The 19,155-nt window shown below is 49.3% G+C and carries 16 protein-coding genes; 13 read left to right on the top strand and 3 right to left on the bottom strand.

The annotated features are described in order from the left end of the window. Positions 1–47: 47 nt before the first annotated feature. Genes EKM04_RS00960 through EKM04_RS00925 form a run of 8 tightly spaced genes read left to right on the top strand, consistent with a single transcriptional unit; the run spans position 48 to position 6,920 of the window. Positions 48–995: an ABC transporter ATP-binding protein gene (locus EKM04_RS00960; RefSeq protein ID WP_012478152.1), complete on the top strand. Its 948-nt coding sequence runs from the start codon at positions 48–50 to the stop codon at positions 993–995. Then, a complete protein-coding gene (locus tag EKM04_RS00955) occupies positions 992–2,008 on the top strand; it encodes an oligopeptide/dipeptide ABC transporter ATP-binding protein (RefSeq protein WP_065657611.1) in 1,017 nt (338 codons plus the stop codon). Before EKM04_RS00960 ends, EKM04_RS00955 begins: the two co-directional genes overlap by 4 nt. Beyond that, positions 2,008–2,925 carry an ABC transporter permease gene (locus EKM04_RS00950; RefSeq protein ID WP_012478154.1) on the top strand — a complete coding sequence of 306 codons (918 nt, stop codon included), beginning with the start codon at positions 2,008–2,010 and terminating at the stop codon, positions 2,923–2,925. Before EKM04_RS00955 ends, EKM04_RS00950 begins: the two co-directional genes overlap by 1 nt. Position 2,926: 1 nt before the next feature. Continuing rightward, a complete protein-coding gene (locus EKM04_RS00945) occupies positions 2,927–3,793 on the top strand; it encodes an ABC transporter permease (RefSeq protein ID WP_065657612.1) in 867 nt (288 codons plus the stop codon). 45 nt (positions 3,794–3,838) lie between these two features. After that, the gene (locus EKM04_RS00940; RefSeq protein WP_327786361.1) at positions 3,839–4,612 is read left to right on the top strand and encodes a glycerophosphodiester phosphodiesterase; all 774 of its coding nucleotides are present in this window, start codon (positions 3,839–3,841) and stop codon (positions 4,610–4,612) included. Beyond that, a complete protein-coding gene (locus tag EKM04_RS00935) occupies positions 4,605–5,411 on the top strand; it encodes an inositol monophosphatase family protein (protein WP_065657613.1) in 807 nt (268 codons plus the stop codon). Before EKM04_RS00940 ends, EKM04_RS00935 begins: the two co-directional genes overlap by 8 nt. Next, entirely contained in the window at positions 5,411–5,881 is a 471-nt protein-coding gene (locus EKM04_RS00930) for an NUDIX hydrolase (protein WP_065657614.1), read from the top strand. The genes EKM04_RS00935 and EKM04_RS00930 overlap by 1 nt, the downstream gene beginning before the upstream one ends. 58 nt (positions 5,882–5,939) lie before the next feature. Continuing rightward, positions 5,940–6,920, top strand: coding sequence for an aldose 1-epimerase family protein (locus tag EKM04_RS00925; RefSeq protein WP_065657615.1), 981 nt, complete (start codon positions 5,940–5,942; stop codon positions 6,918–6,920). A 1,206-nt stretch (positions 6,921–8,126) separates the two neighbouring features. On the opposite strand, the gene EKM04_RS00920 is transcribed toward EKM04_RS00925, so the two are convergent. Next, positions 8,127–9,368, bottom strand: coding sequence for a glycerophosphodiester phosphodiesterase family protein (locus tag EKM04_RS00920; RefSeq protein WP_065656786.1), 1,242 nt, complete (start codon positions 9,366–9,368; stop codon positions 8,127–8,129). A gap of 805 nt (positions 9,369–10,173) precedes the next feature. On the opposite strand from EKM04_RS00920, the gene EKM04_RS00915 reads away from it, so the two are divergent. Continuing rightward, a complete protein-coding gene (locus tag EKM04_RS00915) occupies positions 10,174–10,842 on the top strand; it encodes a RolB family protein (RefSeq protein WP_233279011.1) in 669 nt (222 codons plus the stop codon). Positions 10,843–11,368: 526 nt separating this feature from the next. Here the strand turns inward: EKM04_RS00915 and EKM04_RS00910 are convergent. Then, positions 11,369–11,791 carry a hypothetical protein gene (locus tag EKM04_RS00910; protein ID WP_173994926.1) on the bottom strand — a complete coding sequence of 141 codons (423 nt, stop codon included), beginning with the start codon at positions 11,789–11,791 and terminating at the stop codon, positions 11,369–11,371. Positions 11,792–12,550: 759 nt separating this feature from the next. Continuing rightward, positions 12,551–13,954, bottom strand: coding sequence for an indoleacetamide hydrolase (gene iaaH / locus EKM04_RS00905; protein WP_173994928.1), 1,404 nt, complete (start codon positions 13,952–13,954; stop codon positions 12,551–12,553). Positions 13,955–14,301: 347 nt separating this feature from the next. Between iaaH and EKM04_RS00900 the strand changes: the two genes are divergently transcribed. The 4 genes from EKM04_RS00900 (at position 14,302) to EKM04_RS00885 (ending at position 19,061) form a co-directional block, all read left to right on the top strand. Next, positions 14,302–16,569 (top strand): FAD-dependent oxidoreductase, encoded by a 2,268-nt coding sequence (locus tag EKM04_RS00900; RefSeq protein ID WP_081307295.1) that lies wholly within the window; start codon positions 14,302–14,304, stop codon positions 16,567–16,569. A gap of 692 nt (positions 16,570–17,261) precedes the next feature. Next, positions 17,262–17,984 (top strand): adenylate dimethylallyltransferase Ipt, encoded by a 723-nt coding sequence (gene ipt, locus EKM04_RS00895; RefSeq protein WP_173994930.1) that lies wholly within the window; start codon positions 17,262–17,264, stop codon positions 17,982–17,984. Positions 17,985–18,372: 388 nt separating this feature from the next. Beyond that, complete coding sequence (locus EKM04_RS00890) at positions 18,373–18,714, top strand: hypothetical protein (RefSeq protein ID WP_233279013.1); 342 nt, start codon at positions 18,373–18,375, stop codon at positions 18,712–18,714. Further along, a complete protein-coding gene (locus tag EKM04_RS00885; protein ID WP_336510656.1) occupies positions 18,633–19,061 on the top strand; it encodes a RolB family protein in 429 nt (142 codons plus the stop codon). The genes EKM04_RS00890 and EKM04_RS00885 overlap by 82 nt, the downstream gene beginning before the upstream one ends. The last annotated feature ends 94 nt before the right edge of the window (positions 19,062–19,155 follow it).

The following is a 19,155-nucleotide window of genomic DNA, read 5'->3' as shown; positions in this document are numbered from 1 at the left end:
AACGAGATGGCGGTGCGCATCCGTGCGCACCGCTCAGGGAGGATGAAATGTCTACTTTGTTGAATGTTCGTGATCTCGTGGTCGAGGTGCCGGCCCGCAATATCCGGATTATCGACGGTGTCAGTTTCTCTTTGGAAGCCGGCCAGACGCTGGGGCTCGTTGGCGAGTCTGGTTGTGGAAAAAGCATGACGTGCTACGCGGTGGGCAACATGCTTCCGCGGGGAATTGCGAAAACCGGCGGATCAATCGAATTCGGAGCGAACCGGACGGCGTCCGCCAAATCCGGCAAGCCGACGATCGCGATGATCTTTCAGGACCCGACAAGCAGCCTGAACCCGGTCCACACGATCGGCTACTACCTGGAGTCCGCCCTTTACCGCCACCAGGGTCTGAAAGGCATTGATGCTCGGCTGGAAGCGATGCGGCTTCTTGAGCGTGTCGGTATCGATCGGGCCAAAAGCCGGCTGCGATCCTACCCGCATCAATTCTCCGGCGGCATGAACCAGCGCGTTATGATCGCCCATGCTCTGGCAGCAAAGCCCCAACTTTTGATCGCCGACGAGCCGACGACGGCGCTCGATGTGACGATGCAGGCACAGATCCTTCATCTGCTCGAAGAACTGAAAGCCGAGACCGGCATGGCGCTGATTATTGTATCCCACGATCTAGGTGTTATCGCGCGTCTCGCCGATAGGGCGGCAGTGATGTACTGCGGAAAAATCGTCGAGACGGCGCCCGTTGCGGAATTGTTTGAAAGACCGGCCCATCCGTATGCTCGCGCTCTGATCGAATGCATGCCGAGTATCGAGGCGGACGATCTCGAACCGCCGGTCCCGATCCCCGGATCTGTACCGCTACTCGATAACCTTCCCCAGGGCTGTTATTTCCATCCGCGCTGTTTGCGAGCGACGGCAGAATGTTCGACGCGGTTTCCGGCGCCTGCGAATGTCGGCTTCGCGCATGAAGCGGCCTGTTATCATCCGGTGGCTGCATGAGCGCGCCCCTCCTCAAGACACGCGACTTGTCGAAGGCCTTCGGTCAGAAGACCGGCTTTTTCTCGAAGTCGACCAGCCTGTTTGCTTCCAGGAAGATCAATCTGGAACTGGCGCCCCGCGAGAGGCTCGGAATTGTCGGGGAATCCGGAAGTGGCAAATCGACACTCGGCAGACTTCTCCTCGGCCTGACACCGCCAACGAGCGGTGACATCTGGTTCGAAGGCGTGAACCACAAGGAACGGACTGCTCAGGACTGGAAGAACTTCCGCATACACACATCGCTCGTTCAACAGAACCCCTTGTCGGCTTTGAATCCGCAGATGACCATCGGCGAGCAGATTGCCGAGGGCCTTATTGTCCATCACGTGACGGACCGAGCGGTTGCCTATGAGCGGGCTGCGGCCATGCTTGAGCGGGTCGGCCTGTCGAGCGTAATGATGGACCGCTATCCGCACCAGATGTCTGGCGGCCAAAGACAGCGCGTCGTTATCGCTCGGGCTCTCATCCTTGATCCGAAGCTGGTCGTCTTCGATGAAGCCGTATCCGCTCTAGATGTCTCCGTTCAGGCGCAGGTTGTGGCGCTGCTGCGGGAACTCTGGCGTGACTTAGATCTTGCCTACGTCTTTATTACCCACGACCTACGCATTGTTCGTCATCTCGTTGACCGGATTGCGGTGATGTATCTGGGGTGCGTCGTCGAGACGGGTGATATCAGGTCGGTCTACCAATGGCCGCGTCATCCTTACACACGTGCGCTACTTGCATCTGTCCCTACCATGGACCCGACTGTGCGCAACGTCGAACCGCCGATCAAGGGTGAGTTGGACATAACGAAAGCCGGTCAGGGCTGTGCTTTCCGTTCGCGCTGTCCGTTTGCTATCGACAGATGCACGAATGAGACGCCAGCACTTCGATCGGTCGGGGACCAGCAGGTGGCATGCCATAGGGCTGAAGAGTTCCCTCGATCAATCGCTTCCTTGCCGGCAGACTCGCAGCAGAAGGAGATTGCCTAATGGTGGCATTCATTTTTGCCCGCCTGGTCCGGGCTGTCATTGTGCTTGTATTCACCGTAACGCTTGTTTTTGTTGTTCTGCGCTTAAGCGGAGATGCCGCGCAACAGATGTTGCCTGACACTGCGAGCCCCGAGGCGTTGGCCGCCTTCCGGACCAAGTGGGGGCTCGATCGGTCTATTGTCGAGCAATACCTGATTTACGTCGTTAACGCATTGAGAGGCGATTTCGGGACTTCATACGCCGATGGCCGAGACGTCTTCGATGTCGTCAGTGAGCGAATCCCGAAAACGCTGCTTCTTACGGTCTCGGCCTTTGTTCTTAGCATGTTGATCGGAATTCCAGCCGGCATCCTTGCTGCGGTTCGGCGGGAGTCCGCTGTTGACAAGGGCGTCATGGCAGGCGCTGTACTCGGCTACAGCATTCCCAACTTTCTGCTGGGTCTTGTGTTTGTCTTTGTATTCGCTGTCTGGCTGCGGGTGCTCCCGAGCTCGGGAAGTTCGTCATGGAACCACGTGATCCTGCCGGTCGCGACATTTGCTTTGTTCAATGCCGCCGCCATTGCGCGGTTCATGCGCTCGACCCTGATCGATGTTCTTGGCCAACCTTACATCGCTGCGGCTCGCGCTGACGGCATCCCAAACTGGGAAATCATACTCCGCCATGCTTTGCCAAACGCGGCGATACCTATGGTGACCACGCTCGGCTTCACCGCTGGTGGACTGCTGGGCGGCGCCGTTCTGATCGAACCAGTGTTTGCGTGGCCGGGGCTCGGCAGCGGTTTCGTCGCGGCAACCAGCAGCGGCGACCTGTCGGTCGTTCAGGCAATGATCCTGCTCTTCACGGCATTTATGGTGACGATCAACCTGACCGTCGATGTCCTCTACGCGGTTCTCAACCCCAAAATCAGGAAGCACTGACATGACGACAGCGACAGCTTCACGCTCGTTGAAGAGCACCGTGTGGGCTCCCTTTCATCGTATGCCGGTCATCATTGGACTGTGCTGTGCCTGGATTGCCATCGTCGTAATCATCGGCATCACGGCGCGGTGGGCAGCACCCTATGATTACCTCCATCAGGACCCGCTGGCCCGGTTTGCCAAGCCGTTTGTGTCGGTAGCTCATATGCTCGGGACCGACTACCTTGGCCGAGACGTTGTCAGCAATCTCTTGGTTGCAACCCAGACGACCCTGATGATCGCGGTCGTCGGATCGCTTATTTGCGCCCTGATCGGCACATGCCTGGGGCTGATCGCCGCCCATTTCGGCGGGTGGATCGATAATGCGATCATGGGTTTTTCCGACGCCATGGCATCTGTTCCATTCATCATCGTCGCATTAGGTATTCTCGCAATCTTCGGGTCGAGCCCACTGTTGTTTGTTTTTCTGGTCGGGTTCGCGAACTGGGAACGCTATGCGCGCTTGACCCGGGGGCTCGTGCTGAGCGCGAAAGAGGAAGGGTATGCGGAGGCGGCACGGATCGTTGGCGTGCCGCCGATGCGAATCTACTTGCGTCACATGCTGCCGAACATTGCGGGGCCGCTCATCGTACAATTCACTGTCAATTTCCCGGAAATCATTCTTCTCGAAAGCGGTTTGAGCTTTCTCGGTCTCGGCATCCAGCCCCCGGCCACGAGTCTCGGATTGATGGTCGCTGACGGCCGTAACTATCTCGCTATCGCCTGGTGGCTGGCTGCGTTTCCGGGCGCGGTAATCGTGTTGACAACCCTGTCGATCAGCCTGCTCGGCGACTATCTGCGTGACCGCTTCGATGCGCGGCTCCGTTAAACGAAAGGAAACAAAATGAACCCGCTGAGAATGACGCCAAAGACAATGCGCGTCGCTGGCCATCGCGGCCATAGCGAAGGCGCGCCGGAAAATACGTATGCTGCGTTTCGCGCGGCCCGCGAGTTTGCCGGACCCGGCGTGACCTGCGAAACTGACCTGCGCATTACCAGTGACGGTGAACTGGTCCTGATACACGATGAAACCGTCGATCGGACCACCGACGGCAATGGCCTGATCTGCAACATGGCCTATTCCGAGATTGCCGCCTTGAGTGCCGGCCGATGGTTCGGCGAGGAGTTTAGAGACGAGCGAATTCCACGCCTCAGGGACGCGCTGCACTTCGCCCGCGAGCACAACATCATCTATCAGCTTGAGCTGAAGACCTATGGTCATGACGACGTGTTCTTCCCGAAGCTCCGGGCGATCATCGATGAACTCGATTGTGCTGACCTGCTGCAGTTCTCGTCCTTCGACTTTGTCCAGCTCCGGGCTCTGAAGAAATCTATTCCAGAGGTGCCGACTGTCGGCTTGTCGCATTCGCGCCTTCTCGATCCGGCCGCCATCGCACGCGAAGCCAACGTTGATGCCATCAACCTTGAGATCCACCATTTTCCAAGCGGAGAAGCAATCCAGCTCCATGACGGCGGGATTGCGACTTTCCTCCACGTTCCACCCCCGAGCAAACTGAAGAGTCTCAAGACGTACGGCGTCGATATCGAAGCCGACGTCGTTCGCTGGATTCGCGAAGGTCAGCTTGATCAGCTCATCAGCAACGATGTGTCGCAGGCCGCGCGGCTCAAGGACGAAGCCAATGGCTGATTTGCATACGGGGCACACGGTAGAGGCCATCGTAGAAGAGATTGCGAGAAAAGCGGGCGCACTCGCCCTTCAGTATTTCCGCAAGCTCGCTGATTTGCCTGTCGAGAAAAAGGGCCATCTTGATCTCGTGACGGAAGCTGACAGGCAGGTCGAAGAATTCCTAATCGCCAATCTCAAGAGATCTTTTCCGGAAGACGGCGTCTATGGCGAGGAAGGTGGCGAGATCAATGGAACGTCCGGACGGACCTGGGTCATCGATCCTATAGATGGGACGTTCAATTTTGTTCGTGGCGGCCAGAACTGGGCGATTTCCATCGGACTTTATGAACACCGTCGGCCGGTCTTTGGTGTGATCTACGCCCCCGTGCGAGATTTGATGCTGACTGGCGGCAGGGACGTCGAGACGCAATTGAACGACAAGCCCTTGCAACCAATTCCTCCGCTCGATCTTTCCCGGGCTTCAATGGGAGTTGGTCTTCATCCGTCGGTGGCGACCGAAGACCGGCTCGAAGTTGTTCGCTTCATCTCCGATGATCTTCGTATCAGCTTCCGCTGCTGCGGTTCGGCAACGTTGTCTCTCATCGAGGTGGCGATGGGTGAAACCGATGGCTATGTGTCGTTGGGCGATTCGACCTGGGATGTGATGGCGGCGTTGCCGATACTCGGCAATCTTGGCGTCTCGCATACGATTGACTGGGACAGAACCGAACTACCGCAGAAGCTCCGTTTTGCTTGTGGAAGCGACACTTTTCTGGAGAAAGTAAGACCACTGCTCCAGAAAGTGGCGGTTGCTGCCTAATGCGGCGTGATGCCACCAGAATATGTCAAACACCACTCGGCGCGAAGGTCGACCAATACGCGGCACTTTGTACGCGATCGGCCGACCTCGCCCCCGGTGACGTTGAGGTTCTCCTCATCACGAGCCGAGATACCGGCCGTTGGGTAATACCCAAAGGTTGGCCGATGAGTAAGAAGAAGCCGCATCAGGTTGCTAAACAGGAAGCGTGGGAAGAGGCAGGGGTCAGAGGGCGTGTCAGCAAGTTGCCTCTTGGCCACTACACCTACGATAAGAAGATCTCTCTGGATGAGGTTCTTCCCTGTCTCGTTCAGGTTTATCTGCTGATGGTTTCGGAGGTCGAAGACGAGTTCCCTGAGAAGGGCCAACGCCGCAAAAGGTGGTGTTCACCAGCGGATGCCGCTCTGGCAGTAAATGAACCCGGACTCCAGCAGCTTCTCTTCAATTTGGGCGGCCAGAACGCCGACGTTTAGCGTCGCCGGCCAGTCGGAACTTCTGACAATCTCAGCGAGCGACGCGATCGAGGATACTATGGATATCAATCTGTTGAGAAAGACCCCGGATTTGAGAGGGGTTGCGGACATTCGACTGGTGACGCTCGAGGATGGTCCCGCGCGAGGTCAAAGACTACTCATTGCCCGGAACGCGAAGGGGATTTCATTCGAGATTGCCGTCGACAGAGGATTTGATGTCTCCAGTCTTTCTTTCAAGGGCGTGAACATCGGCTGGAATTCGCCGGCACAAATGCGGTTTCCTCCGTCTGATCCCGGCTCGGAGGACGGGTGGGGGTTCCTGCGCAACTTCGATGGCTTCATGGTGACCTGCGGACTTGACCACGTCAGCCGCCCGCGCGAAACGGATATTTCGCACTACGGACACCCCCATCTTAAAACGAGAAAAATGCCGCAGCACGGTAGGATCTCCACCGAGAAAGCGCGGTTGGTGGGATATGGGGTCGACCAGGGCAGCGAGGAAATCTTTTGTGAGGGCATCGTCAGGCAGGCAAGTGTATTTGGTGAGACACTCGAATTGCGGCGGCGCGTAACACTTGGGATATTTGCCTCTGAAATAGTGATCGATGATGTGGTTACCAATCGAGGCTTCGTCCCGTCCCATCACGCGATGATCTACCACCTGAATTTGGGGTATCCGTTTCTTGATGAGAACCTGGAGTTCACAGGTCTACCTGAACTTCTCGCGGCAAAAATGCTGGTTGAGCAACCTCTGCCAAATGACAAATACGGTGAGCGCGTGGATTCTGTAGATAGTCGCGATATTCCCTGGTCCGATCCCATCATGCTCTCAAACCCGGCGCTCGATGTATCTGTGGGCTTATCGTTCAGCCGAACGCACCTGAACAGGCTGGCGATCTGGCGAGCGTATCAATCAGGTATGTACGCCCTTGGCGTCGAGCCTCGTACCGACATCGCAGAAGACCGTCCACTCCTGCAGCCGGGGGAGAGCTGCAACTATACGATCGGATTGGTGTTTGGCTCCTATGAGGGCGCTTGAAGCTTGGCGACAGTGACGACCTTTTCCTCGAGCTGAAACCATCCGCGTGAAAAAGAGGAGGGGCGCCTCAAAGTCATGCCCGGTCTGATCAACCATGTCGTCTCGTGGGCATAGTCCCCGGCATCGGTTCTTCCAAAAATTTTACGGAAGTGGTCGCACAAAATTCCGGACATCGCAGCGGGTCGAAAAGATAGTCTTTATCACCGCGCTTTGCCATGCTGCATCTCAGTTGAAGGGAATTTGCTAGACACGAGGACGGAACCAGACGAACGTGAAGAATAACACAGCGAATGGCTTGGTTCCATCCTCGACGGGCAGATTGAGGTCCACGGTGACAAGCGCCTGACAAATAAACTGGCAATCGCCAAATTGTTTCCCAGCGTTCACTGAAATCGACTTACCGCACCTCTGCAGCAGCGGCAGGATATATGGCAGTGTAAACTCCATTTTCGAACGCGGTTCAGGGCACCTACGATTATCGAAAAAGGATAACGGCTGCAGGAATATATATGACTATGAAAAGTGCGGGCGTTGTGGCCTTACTGGGTGTGAAATCGCCGTCAGTTTTTGAACTTACTGAACACGTGTTTATGGCATTTAGTATAGCCGTATGCGGGATTTCCGCCTTCCGTTTTGTCAGCGGGAAGCCGCGAGACAGTGGAATGACCCGTACTGCAATCTGAGCCTATGAAAGAAACACAAAATCAATCAGCGAGAGAGAAACTTTTGTTTCTCTGAATCAAAAGCGGACCGAGGCAATCATGCCATTTTATCGACTTTGAGCCTGAATTGAAGTTTATTCGCATCAACGAGTAAATACTTTAATGGTGATTGTAAGACGAAATAGGTTAGGCCCGTCATGAATACCTAACAGGTCCCACTAGAAGGCATCTTGATTTAATAAAATTGCTCATAATTCAGTTAAGAGCGCGACGATGTATTATGTACCGATAAGACCGTAAATTATTCTGGGCAATTGTCGAATGAAATTATTTCGAATTTTATCTGCTGAAATAATTTCGCAATACATTATAATATAAGATAAATGTCTGAAAACAATACATAGTCCCATGTCAAATTACAAAGCAAGTGAACGGTGCATACGGCCGAATATGTCCGATCTTATTTGATATTTGAATTTAAAGTACTCAGTATTCAGAAATACTTCAATAACTGTGCGCATTCGTCAACAAAAAATTACGAAGCCTACTCCTCTTCAGAATCGTAGATGTCAAGGTGAGGTGCCTGCACGTCGACCCTACGTTTGACGCCAGCGCTCTTCCAAGCAAGTAAAGCCATGTCGTCCTCTGAGCGGTCGGAAATTACCAAATCTGGAAGATCATGCAGCAGGGGTATACCAGGCGTTCCTTGGCGACAGCGGATGTAATGGCGAAGGTCGGTGTCCCATGCTTCCTCTCTACCGGTGAAAAACTCGTTATGGAATTGCAACCTTTTTCCTTGTGTCACAGCACTAAAATCGTAACTTCGGGTACCGGTCGAGAGTTTTAGGTTTGGTCTCGCTTCCTTTATATCGCGATCAAACTTTACATAGTAAGCCAAACGCGTGCTCGCTTCGCTAGCCCTGTACGCGAGTCTTTCGTCTTCAGTTGCCGCGTCTTCTAAAGTGTCTTCAGAAACGTAGGACAGCATAGTTTGAACAGCAAAAATGCAAATGTCTTGGGCGAGGACGGAATCAATCCAATATTTTGCAGCCCCATATATTTCATCAACAGTCGGATGAGAATGCCCCAGATCCCTTGCGATCCGAACCATTTCCATTGGAAAAAGCATAGGCATGAGGGGCACAGTCTGCCTCCATCGAGGTTCCGGATCTGCACTCTCTACCAGTTGCACAAAGTGATCCCCATCAATGTACTTGAAGGTGTAGAATAGAAGAGCAACCTTGCCAAAATACGCCGACCTATAGCTTAACCAGGCCACGATGAGATGAGCTTCGTCATCGCGGCCGTCGAGAATGAAGGTTGCGTCCGGATTCACCTGAATCGCGCTGTCGAGGATATCTTCAAGAGTGCTTATAGTCTGGTCAGTAACCCTGTAGTTTGTCTCAGAGATCTTACCGTTCTCGATCTCGCGTATGATGACTGGTCGTCCAACGATCTGATGGGACAAAAATTTGCGAACCGGCTTATCCTCATCTAAAGCAGCAACACGAAATACATTGAATTCGTGAGCGACGATTGGAACGCCGTCCGCCGTGAGCGCAATGTCAATTTCACAAAGGTTTCTATGCCCCTCTCCAATCGCGGACAAAATAGCTGTTTTCGTACATTCTTGAATTCCCTTTCCCAAGTTAAACATGCCTCTGTGCTCAACAACCTGAACATCGAGTTTCTCGTCAAGCTTCTGGAGCAGATTTGGCGTCGAGTAACGTGCCAGCACTTCAGAGACACTTGTTCCAGCGGGGAGATCCCACTCTAGTTCCCACATCGGCCAGTTGGTATCACTCCGTCGTCTCGGCTTCCTCTGAGAAAGCACCTGCAGGTAAGTTAATGTTGAGGACTCACAGAAAAATAATAAAAAAAGAAAAATGCCTGCTCTACCTCCATTGTTTATGCCGCTATTTTCTTAAATTGACTAGATAATATTAATAGTCTGCATACCGAATATATTTATAGATAGCTTTACCTGTCTTATTGACGTAAGCGCTTACGTTATTAACTCTGGGTTCTAACCAATCGACAGGTGGGCCAGTAGCATTACGGCGGCGGCAGGATATATTCAAATGTAAATGGCGTGATGTTCGGGAATTTTACATGGCACATCAATGAGCATGGTGGTTGATACAGAGCAAAAACTAACTATGCAATAGGCGTAGTAAATTGCAAATTCTTTACAGAAATATGCATCACATGAATCGAAATATTATAACTCATTGCATTGATAAAGCGATAAAATGAAATACTTCCTCCGATGATTGTGATTTGAAATGCCTAAATTAGCATCGAGATGGGGAGTAGGTGAGAATTACGCGAACGTTAAAATTGTTTGGCCGAACATCACGCCTTTGTCGGCGATTTCAATAAGATGCGTGTCCCACTTGTAGAAAGTCTTAATAACAATCAATATTTTAATAGGGTAAAAAGACGAAATACTTCGGTGCTCATTTTAAAATTAGTTAATTTAAATCAATCCCGTGATTGATGATTTTGAGTACCAATAATACGGCCACCGAAGCCCATTTAATTATGAGATATAACTGAATTTATATTCAAAAATCAGTCACTAATTCGAGATGTATGACAGTCAGCCGATATTCAACATTATCGACAGCTCGAATCTACAAGACCGGCGTGAACTTAAACTCGTTCTAATTCACACCGCGAATGCTCGCCGCAGTTTTGCACAAAAAAGTCTCATAGCTGCTCAACGCTCGTGGATAAATTTAATCACTAATACTGATGTTCCCATTGATCCACCTAAAGACAAAGTGGTCAAGCGCTTTTGCGAAGTTGCGGGCTGCCCAGGTCCAACAGATATACCCAATGTATCTTTGATGTACGTTTATTGCTCGTTTCAAGAAATGCGAGAGTATGCACAGAAGCGATTTTATGACGGCGCTTCCGACGGAGGCGCAGTTATCTCCACCGTCCCACCCTATGCCGAAGGGATAACAAAACAAACTATGAGGTTGTGGCAGAAAAATGTTTATCAAAATACAAGCAACGAGACACATGATTTGGATGCTTACATTGCTTTTCTTCCGAGTACGTCGCTTCAAAATCCGATTTTCTCGCATATGAAGATCGGCGGCAATAGCTTCTTAGCGCCATCCCGGATTGGTCCTTTCTGTGTTGAAATAATCGCGGTCGGCAAGACTCTCTTTCAGGATAACGGGCTGAAAAAGGAGCCCAAGATGTGGTGTGATATGGCTTTCACTTCCTTGTGGAAGCGTTTGGTCTAACGTGCAGAGGTGTGTTGGCGGGGATGAAGCAAGGGTGTCCGTTTGTAACAAAATGTAACGATCCCACCTAAGTATAAAATTATGTAGTCAGCATTAATATAATCATTTTGTTTCCAATATGTAATACGATTTCCGATGTTGTTATTGCTGCCGTTATGTAAGCGTTGTCACAACATGATGCCGTATGACTTTCTCTTCATCATGGACGAAGTAATATGTTTATCATAATTCGTTTTATATCGTCCGTTATTGAAATGTAAGTTCTGAAGCTCGGTTAATTCAATTCAAATCTAGATTGACGACACGAATGATTTAAAAATGATTACAGGTAGTGGATATTAATAAGACATAATAATCGCCATTATAAAATGGCGATATCATTTTATAATGGAATAACACATTTATTAGTACAAGGATAATACGTAGAAATACGTTAAAAATATGAGGTTACATAGGTAGATATATTGTCGTGTATGAAACACGAAGTGAGATATTGTATGTGATACATAAATGGTGATATAGATAGTTAACTCGTCGGTCCATATGCTACCACGGGATAGTAGGTTGCTGAGTCATGGCATCTTAGATAACTCTTCCCTAATTCTTTTCCGACGTACAGGAATAAGCTGCTTGGAAAAACGGCGATATAGAAAGTTGCGTCAATTAACTTCTCCTTCATTTCAGCTGGCGGCATGCGAACGAAGCATAGTTCTTCCTTCGCATGAATCAGGAATTGGGTATTATCAATTCGGGTTTTGAGTACGTCTGAGGGGTAAATATTCCGCAGTTCGCGTCTGAGTACCTCTGCGCCGTAGATGTACAGCAGTCCTTTCTCGGTATTGATTACCTCTCCGGATTCCAGAACTGAAGATTTACCATAAGTGTTGATAAAGTTTTCGGATGCCCATTGTAGATCGTGAGAAGCCAACGGAATATCTGAGAAGTTCATGATGTGAGGTTTCTTTGTGTGAGACAAGCTAATATTGGTGCCCTTTATATAAGCTGGCCTTGCGTGATCCGTGCCTACGGTTTCGGGGAGCATCGATTTTAAAGCTTGAACTATTTTCATCCAAAAAAGGCGATCAACCGCTAGTCACGCTTGGCGGATTTTGCGCTGGCTGAAATTGCTGACTTTTCGTAAGGCCGCGCATATCTGTGTGCCAAGTGGGCCGTCGATAGCGTAAAATAATGACTAATAATGATGTGGTTGTGACAGGTGCATCCACATTCAAAGGTGGGTCATGTTCCGTCACATCTATCCTCACGCGGCGCTTCATTTCAAAAAAGCCGCGAATTTCATAATGCAGATTTGAGAAATTTGTAACGGATCGCGGAACGCGGATCATAGATATACAGATTGATTTTAATACATTAGGCCGATGTTATATTATGTAATCCCATTAGTTATCCTTTTAACTGAATAAAATTTCATTTTTTAGGAATTTGTTTCATTTAAATCCGAATACGCATTATCATTCTACGAATCTACATATTGCTAAAAAGGCTATATTTCATTTTCAATGATGAGGTTGTTTATCTATCATGGATTTACAGAGAGTTTTATTGTTACATCAAGCCGATGTGTTTAAGAAATATTCATTTCAGATTATTTATTTTTCCAGAACATAATTTCTCCTTGTCTATGGACGCAACACATGATTGTATATCAACAATCTAAAGAATTGTAAAAACGGACAAGATAGAAGGTTTAATTAGGTAAACCGGGACGATATCGGAATCCAATGGCTTCTTCCAATGCCCCCCCTATTGCTAACAGACGTTGGTCTGAACCCGCTAGTCCATCGATCTCCATTCCAACGGGCAAGCGATCAGGTGTAAGGCAAACAGGAATGCTTAAGCCAGGTAGACCTGCGTTGCTGCTTGGGTCCACATTTCGCACGTAGATCTTGAATGTGTCCATCATCGAGCCATTGTGTATAACTGAGGAATCGTGGCCTATGGGTCTGGCCACCAAGGGTGCAGTTGGGAAGAGAATTGCATCTAATCTATTAAGTCGGAAGTAGTTGCGATAGGTGGCTTGAAGCCTTGGTCTGAAGGAATGACGGGCCAGTTCATATTCAGCTCTGGAAACTTGATGTCCATCAATTTGCGCATTGACAATGTTGGCTACATCAGGGCTGCGAATTCCTTTGATCACGTCAGAAAAAGAAATGGTTTTTACAAAGTCATCGAGATACTGTCTTAGAGCGTGTGGAAATTCATAGAGTGCAATTGGTAAACTGGCCCCACTGTTTAGTTCTTCTAGGTGAGGAATGTTGGCTTCAACAAAAGTTACGCCTTTGTTTGCTAGCTGGCGAATTGTAGTTTCAGCTGCTAGGCCCACATCAGCATCAAGGTCATCATAAAAGTAGGTTATAGGAAGGCCGATCCTTAGCCCCCTCAGCGGTATCGGTGGCATTCTCGCCGGTGTGCCGGAAATTATCTCGTCGAGGATTACAACGTCGGCTACGCACTGCGCTATGATTCCGGGAGTGTCTCGGGTAGGGCTAACCGGTATTATCCGATCTCCCGGATATCGACCAAGCGTCGGTCGAAATCCTACTACCCCACATAGGGCTGAGGGAAGGCGAACAGATGCCCCGGTATCGGTGCCTATGCCGCCCAACATTAATCGGCTTGCCACCGCAGCCGCCACACCACCGCTTGACCCTCCTGGTATCAGACTTGGATTCCACGGGTTCCGAACCGCCCCGGTGGCATAGTTGTTACTCGTAATTCCAAACGATAACTCATGCATGTTTCCCGAGGCACCCGGCAGTGCTCCAGCTGAAAAAAGTCTTTCTGCGACGCGGGATGGTATCTTTGGCAAGTGGTTTATCAGCGCCGGCGTAGCAGCGCTTGCAGGAAATATGCCGGTCGCGATGTTCGCCTTAAAACAGAGTGGAATGCCGCAAAGACCTACTCCGGCGTTTCCATGGCGATCAATTTGTTTTGCGCTTCGCCGCAAGCCATCCCAGTCTGTAGCCAGAAGGGCGTTTAATGATTTTGCAGCTTCACAACGCGCTATCAGAGTCTCCACTAGTTCTAGGCAGGAGTATTCCTTCCGTCTGATGCGTTCTAGGGTTTGTGCTAACGAGGTAATGGCCACCATCTTTCTGAGTTGGGGATTTCAAACCCATTTCAGACAAAATAAATATACCAAGCTTGGGCCCAAATTGCGCGATTATTGGTGGGAATTCAGCAATTACGGCGTGTGATACGAATGATTGTAGGCACTAAGGTCGCTTTTTCAAACGCAAACAGTATTGTATCAATTGTCAATCAATATTCAACTTGATTGAGCAGCGAGGTGGACCAGAGTGAATATCATATTAAAAAAAAGCCCAAATTGTCGCTTTCCATTGGCATGTCAACGAACAGTATGTTCCCCGATTTTCAACTTAAATAGAAACAGTTGATGTCGTTGGTTATCTACACAGAGACGAATCTTTTCTAGCAATGTCAGCTTCAGCTCTCTTTGATAACCAGTGCGATCATTTCTCTACCAAAATGGTGGATCTGATAATGGTCGATAAAGCTGATGAAATGGACCGGAGGGTTTCCGATGCCTTCTTAGAACGAGAAGTTTCCAGGGGAAGGAGGATTACTCAAATCTCCACCGAGTGCAGCGCTGGGTTAGCTTGCAAAAGGCTGGCCGACGGTCGCTTTCCCGAGATCTCAGATGGGCGAAAGATAGCAGTTCTCTCCGCTTACATCTATGTTGGCAAGGAAATTCTGGCGCGGATACTTGAATCGGAACCTTGGGCGCGAGCAACAGTCAGTGGCCTCATTGCCATCGACCTTGCACCATTTTGCATGGATTTCTCCGAAGCACAACTTCTCCAAACCCTGTTTTTGCTGAGCGGTAAAAGATGTGCACCCAGCGATCTTAGTCATTTCGTGGCCATTTCAATCTCTAAGACTGCCCGCGTTCGAACCCTGCAAATGCCGCTGTATGAGAAAGGCACGATGAAACGCGTTACCGGGTTTACCATGACCCTTGAAGAGGCCGTGCCATTTGACATGGTCGCTTATGGTCGAAACCTGATGCTGAAGGCTTCGTCAGGTTCCTTTCCAACAATCGACTTGCTCTATGACTACAGACCGTTTTTTGACCAATGTTTCGATAGTGGACGGATCGGCTTCTTTCCGGAAGATGTTCCTAAGCCTAAAGTGGCGGTCATTGGCGCTGGCATTTCCGGACTCGTGGTGGCAAGCGAACTGCTTCATGCTGGGGTAGACGATGTTACAATATATGAAGCAAGTGATCGGGTCGGAGGCAAGCTTTGGTCACATGTTTTCAAGGACGCTCCCAGCGTCGTGGCCGAAATGGGGGCGATGCGATTTCCTCCTGCTGCATCCTGCTTGTTTTTCTTCCTCGAGCGGTACGGCCTGTCTTCGATGAGGCCGTTCCCAAATCCCGGCACAGTCGACACTAACTTGGTCTACCAAGGCGTCCGGTACATGTGGAACGCCGGGCAGCAGCCACCGGAGCTGTTCCATCGCGTTTACAACGGTTGGCGTGCGTTCTTGAAGGACGGTTTCCATGAGGGAGATATTGTGTTGGCTTCGCCTGTCGCAATTACTCAGGCCTTGAAATCAGGAGACATTAGGCGGGCTCGTGACTCCTGGCAAATTTGGTTGAACCGTTTCGGGAGGGAGTCCTTCTCTTCCGCGATAGAGAGGATCTTTCTGGGCACGCATCCTCCTGGTGGTGAAACATGGAGTTTCCCTCATGATTGGGACCTATTCAAGCTAATGGGAATAGGATCTGGCGGGTTTGGTCCTGTTTTTGAAAGCGGGTTTATTGAGATCCTTCGCTTGGTCGTAAACGAATATGAAGAAAATCAGTGGATGTGCTCTGAGGGAATCTCAGAACTTCCTCGTCGAATAGCCTCTCAAGTGGTTAACGGTGTGTCTGTAAGTCAGCGTATACGCCATGTTCAAGTCAGGGCGATTGAGAAGGAAGAGACAAAAATAAAGATAACGCTTAAGAGCAGGATATCTGAACTTTATGATAAGGTGGTGGTGACATCTGGACTCGCAAATATCCAACTAAGGCATTGTCTGACATACGATACCACCATTTTTCGTGCACCAGTGAACCAAGCGGTTGATAACAGCCACATGACTGGCTCGTCAAAACTCTTCTTGCTGACTGAACGAAAATTTTGGTTAGACCATATCCTCCCGTCCTGTGTCCTCATGGACGGCATCGCAAAAGCAGTGTACTGCCTGGACTATGAGCCGCAGGATCCGAATGGTAAAGGTCTGGTGCTCATCAGTTATACATGGGAGGACGACTCCCACAAGCTATTGGCGGTCCCCGACAAAGAAGAGCGATTATGTCTGCTGCGGCACGCGATTTCGAGATCTTTCCCGGCGTTTGCCGAGCATCTAGTTCCCGCCTGCGCTGATTACGACCAAAATGTTATTCAACATGATTGGCTTACAGACGAGAATGCCGGGGGAGCTTTCAAACTCAACCGGCGTGGCGAGGATTTTTATTCTGAAGAACTTTTCTTTCAGGCGCTGGACACGACTAATGATACCGGAGTTTACTTGGCGGGTTGCAGTTGTTCCTTCACGGGTGGATGGGTGGAGGGCGCTATTCAGACCGCGTGTAACGCCGTCTGTGCAATTATCCACAATTGTGGAGGCGTTTTAGCAAAGGGCAATCCTCTCGAACACTCTTGGAAGAGATATAACTACCGCATCAGAAATTAATCTATGGATCCTGTTACATGTATTGAACGTTTTATAAATTGCATATTAATGCAATCTGGATGTTTAACGAAGAATGTAATGGCGTAAAAAGATTTATTTTATTGTATTTATCTTTCATTATGTTGAAGTTCGCAATAATATGCTGCTGTAAAATTAAAAATTATATACTGCCGTATTTATTGAAATGGCGCTGTTATTTCAAAAATATAGTTGATTTTGTTGCAATGAAAACGACTGCACGAAGTAAATAATGGACGCCGTTGTTAAGAAATTGCTATCATATGTGCCTAACTATAGCGACATTTAAGTCAATTGTGAAATAGCCGCCCTTATTTTGACATCTCATCAAGTCAAATATTACAAAATATCGCACTCTGTCGCCAGCAATGATGTAATAAGCGCAGACAAATGGCAGTAAAGCGCGGAAAAACGTCCCCGAGTGACATGAATAGCTGCCTCTGTATTGCTGATTTAGTCCGCCTTATTTGACTTAAGGGTGCCCTCGTAAGTGACAAATTGCTTTCAAGGAGACAGCCATGCCCCACACTTTGTTGAAAAACAAGTTGCCCTTTGGGAGGCGGTAAAGCCAGTTGCTCTTCAATAATGAATTTCAAGGAGACAATATAACCGCCTCTGATAGTACACTTCTTTAGTCCAAGAACCAATTTGTATTCAAATACCGCAAAAAACCTATGGATCTGCATCTAATTTTCGGTCCAACTTGCACAGGAAAGACGTCGACCGCGATAGCTCTTGCCCAGCAGACAGGGCTTCCAGTCCTTTCGCTCGATCGGGTCCAATGCTGTCCTCAACTCTCCACCGGAAGCGGACGACCAACAGTGGAAGAACTGAAAGGAACGACCCGTCTATACCTTGATGATCGGCCTCTGGTGGAAGGTATCATTGCTGCCAAGCAAGCTCATGAAAGGCTTATCGAGGAGGTGTATAATTATGAGGCCGACGGCGGGCTTATTCTTGAGGGAGGATCTACCTCGTTGCTCAACCGCATGGCGCGAAACAGTTATTGGAGTGCAGATTTTCGTTGGCATATTATGCGCCACAAGTTAGCCGACCAGGAGACCTTCATGAAAGCGGCCAAGGCCAGAGTTAAGCAGATGTTGCACCCCACTGCAGGCCATTCTCTTATTCAAGAGTTGGTTAATCTTTGGAATGAGCCTCGGCTAAGGCCCATGCTGAAAGAGATCGATGGATATCGATATGCCATCTTGTTTGCTAGCCAGAACCAGATCACGCCCGATATGCTATTGCAGCTTGACGCAGATATGGAAGGTAAGTTGATTGATGGGATCGCTCAAGAGTATTTCATCCACGCGCGCCAACAGGAGCAGAAATTCCCTCGAGTTAACGCAGCCGCTTTCGACGGATTCGAAGGTCATCCGTTCGGAATGTATTAGGTTACGCCAGACCTTCGTCACAACTGTCTTCATCTGAATAAGATGTTCGCAATTGCTTTTAGCTTTGTCCCGTTGTGGCAGGGCGGCAAGTGCTCCAGACAATCCATCATGTCTTGGAACTTTATGCTGGCGAACAAGTCTTAAGTTTACACGGAAGTAGTATACTCCATTTTAAAAAATCTATGTATAAATGTCGCTACGGTGTAAAATAACCTATCGTAAGTGTGCGTGTTACGTATAAATTTTCTAAATGTCTCTTGTTTATTATCGAACGCAATAAGTTTTAAATATAGTGATATTTTACAGTATAAATACATCATTACAAGTCGTTTATGCTCCAGGGAACCTTTTCTATCATTTTCGTGCGACAAGTCACGGATATCCGTGAATGCGACAAAAACTGCGAAATTTGCGGGCAGTCTCTTCAGTTTGCCTATTAATATTTAGTTTGACACCAGCTGCTATCATTGCGGCCAAGCTCAGCTGTTCCTTTTCTAGAACGCTGGATCGAAAGAGCATGACTCGGCAAGGTTGGTTTGTACCATGTTTTTCTCATGGCAAAGATGATCAACTGCAGGGCGAACTCTCGGAACTTCAAAAGCTTATCGGGAAAAGTTTCAAACCGATCTACACACTAAGTCTGGCGACATCATCAATCCTGGCGGGGAATTTCTGTACGTTTATCTCGATGAAGAGAATTATCTGTTATGCCGGCAAGGAATGGTTTTAGTTTCAAATGCTTCAGATGGATTGCTTGCCACGACATTGGAGCCCTATTCCGACAGTTATACATTTCGGCAGGTGAGGGAGCAACTGCATGCCTTCAGCGGAAACGGTGGTCGGATCAACTACAGCAGAAATGAATATTCATCCTCGTACTTTCTAGCAATTCAGGCCAGCAACGAGTTCGAGCGCATAGGAGCCGTCCGGAACACTTTTGGTCAAAGCAAGGACGTTTGGAAAAGGAAAATGCCAAGCGCCAGCCAGCCGTTGGATTATCTTTTGATCGCTGTGGGCTGTTCAGCTTTCCTGCCGGAGGCTGCTCTTGAAGACGTGGAGTTAGATGGTGCAATCTAGTTTTTATGGTGCCGGGTATCGAAGTCTATGTCGGTTTAGTTGTTGCATCATAGAGGTGCTTGTAAAATCTTTTGTTAAATCAAGGAGTGTCAGA

It is taken from the genome of Rhizobium skierniewicense Ch11, from assembly GCF_023757665.1.
Classification (GTDB): domain Bacteria; phylum Pseudomonadota; class Alphaproteobacteria; order Rhizobiales; family Rhizobiaceae; genus Agrobacterium; species Agrobacterium skierniewicense.
This window is presented reverse-complemented; position numbering and strand designations above follow the sequence as displayed.

Excerpts from the sequence above, each read along its gene's own strand:
- EKM04_RS00960 (WP_012478152.1), top strand. The coding sequence starts at position 48 with ATGTCTACTTTGTTGAATGTTCGTGATCTCGTGGTCGAGGTGCCGGCC.
- EKM04_RS00955 (WP_065657611.1), top strand. The coding sequence starts at position 992 with ATGAGCGCGCCCCTCCTCAAGACACGCGACTTGTCGAAGGCCTTCGGT.
- EKM04_RS00950 (WP_012478154.1), top strand. The coding sequence starts at position 2,008 with ATGGTGGCATTCATTTTTGCCCGCCTGGTCCGGGCTGTCATTGTGCTT.
- EKM04_RS00945 (WP_065657612.1), top strand. The coding sequence starts at position 2,927 with ATGACGACAGCGACAGCTTCACGCTCGTTGAAGAGCACCGTGTGGGCT.
- EKM04_RS00940 (WP_327786361.1), top strand. The coding sequence starts at position 3,839 with ATGCGCGTCGCTGGCCATCGCGGCCATAGCGAAGGCGCGCCGGAAAAT.
- EKM04_RS00935 (WP_065657613.1), top strand. The coding sequence starts at position 4,605 with ATGGCTGATTTGCATACGGGGCACACGGTAGAGGCCATCGTAGAAGAG.
- EKM04_RS00930 (WP_065657614.1), top strand. The coding sequence starts at position 5,411 with ATGCGGCGTGATGCCACCAGAATATGTCAAACACCACTCGGCGCGAAG.
- EKM04_RS00925 (WP_065657615.1), top strand. The coding sequence starts at position 5,940 with ATGGATATCAATCTGTTGAGAAAGACCCCGGATTTGAGAGGGGTTGCG.
- EKM04_RS00920 (WP_065656786.1), bottom strand. The coding sequence starts at position 9,368 with ATGTGGGAACTAGAGTGGGATCTCCCCGCTGGAACAAGTGTCTCTGAA.
- EKM04_RS00915 (WP_233279011.1), top strand. The coding sequence starts at position 10,174 with ATGTATGACAGTCAGCCGATATTCAACATTATCGACAGCTCGAATCTA.
- EKM04_RS00910 (WP_173994926.1), bottom strand. The coding sequence starts at position 11,791 with ATGAACTTCTCAGATATTCCGTTGGCTTCTCACGATCTACAATGGGCA.
- iaaH (WP_173994928.1), bottom strand. The coding sequence starts at position 13,954 with ATGGTGGCCATTACCTCGTTAGCACAAACCCTAGAACGCATCAGACGG.
- EKM04_RS00900 (WP_081307295.1), top strand. The coding sequence starts at position 14,302 with ATGTCAGCTTCAGCTCTCTTTGATAACCAGTGCGATCATTTCTCTACC.
- ipt (WP_173994930.1), top strand. The coding sequence starts at position 17,262 with ATGGATCTGCATCTAATTTTCGGTCCAACTTGCACAGGAAAGACGTCG.
- EKM04_RS00890 (WP_233279013.1), top strand. The coding sequence starts at position 18,373 with ATGCGACAAAAACTGCGAAATTTGCGGGCAGTCTCTTCAGTTTGCCTA.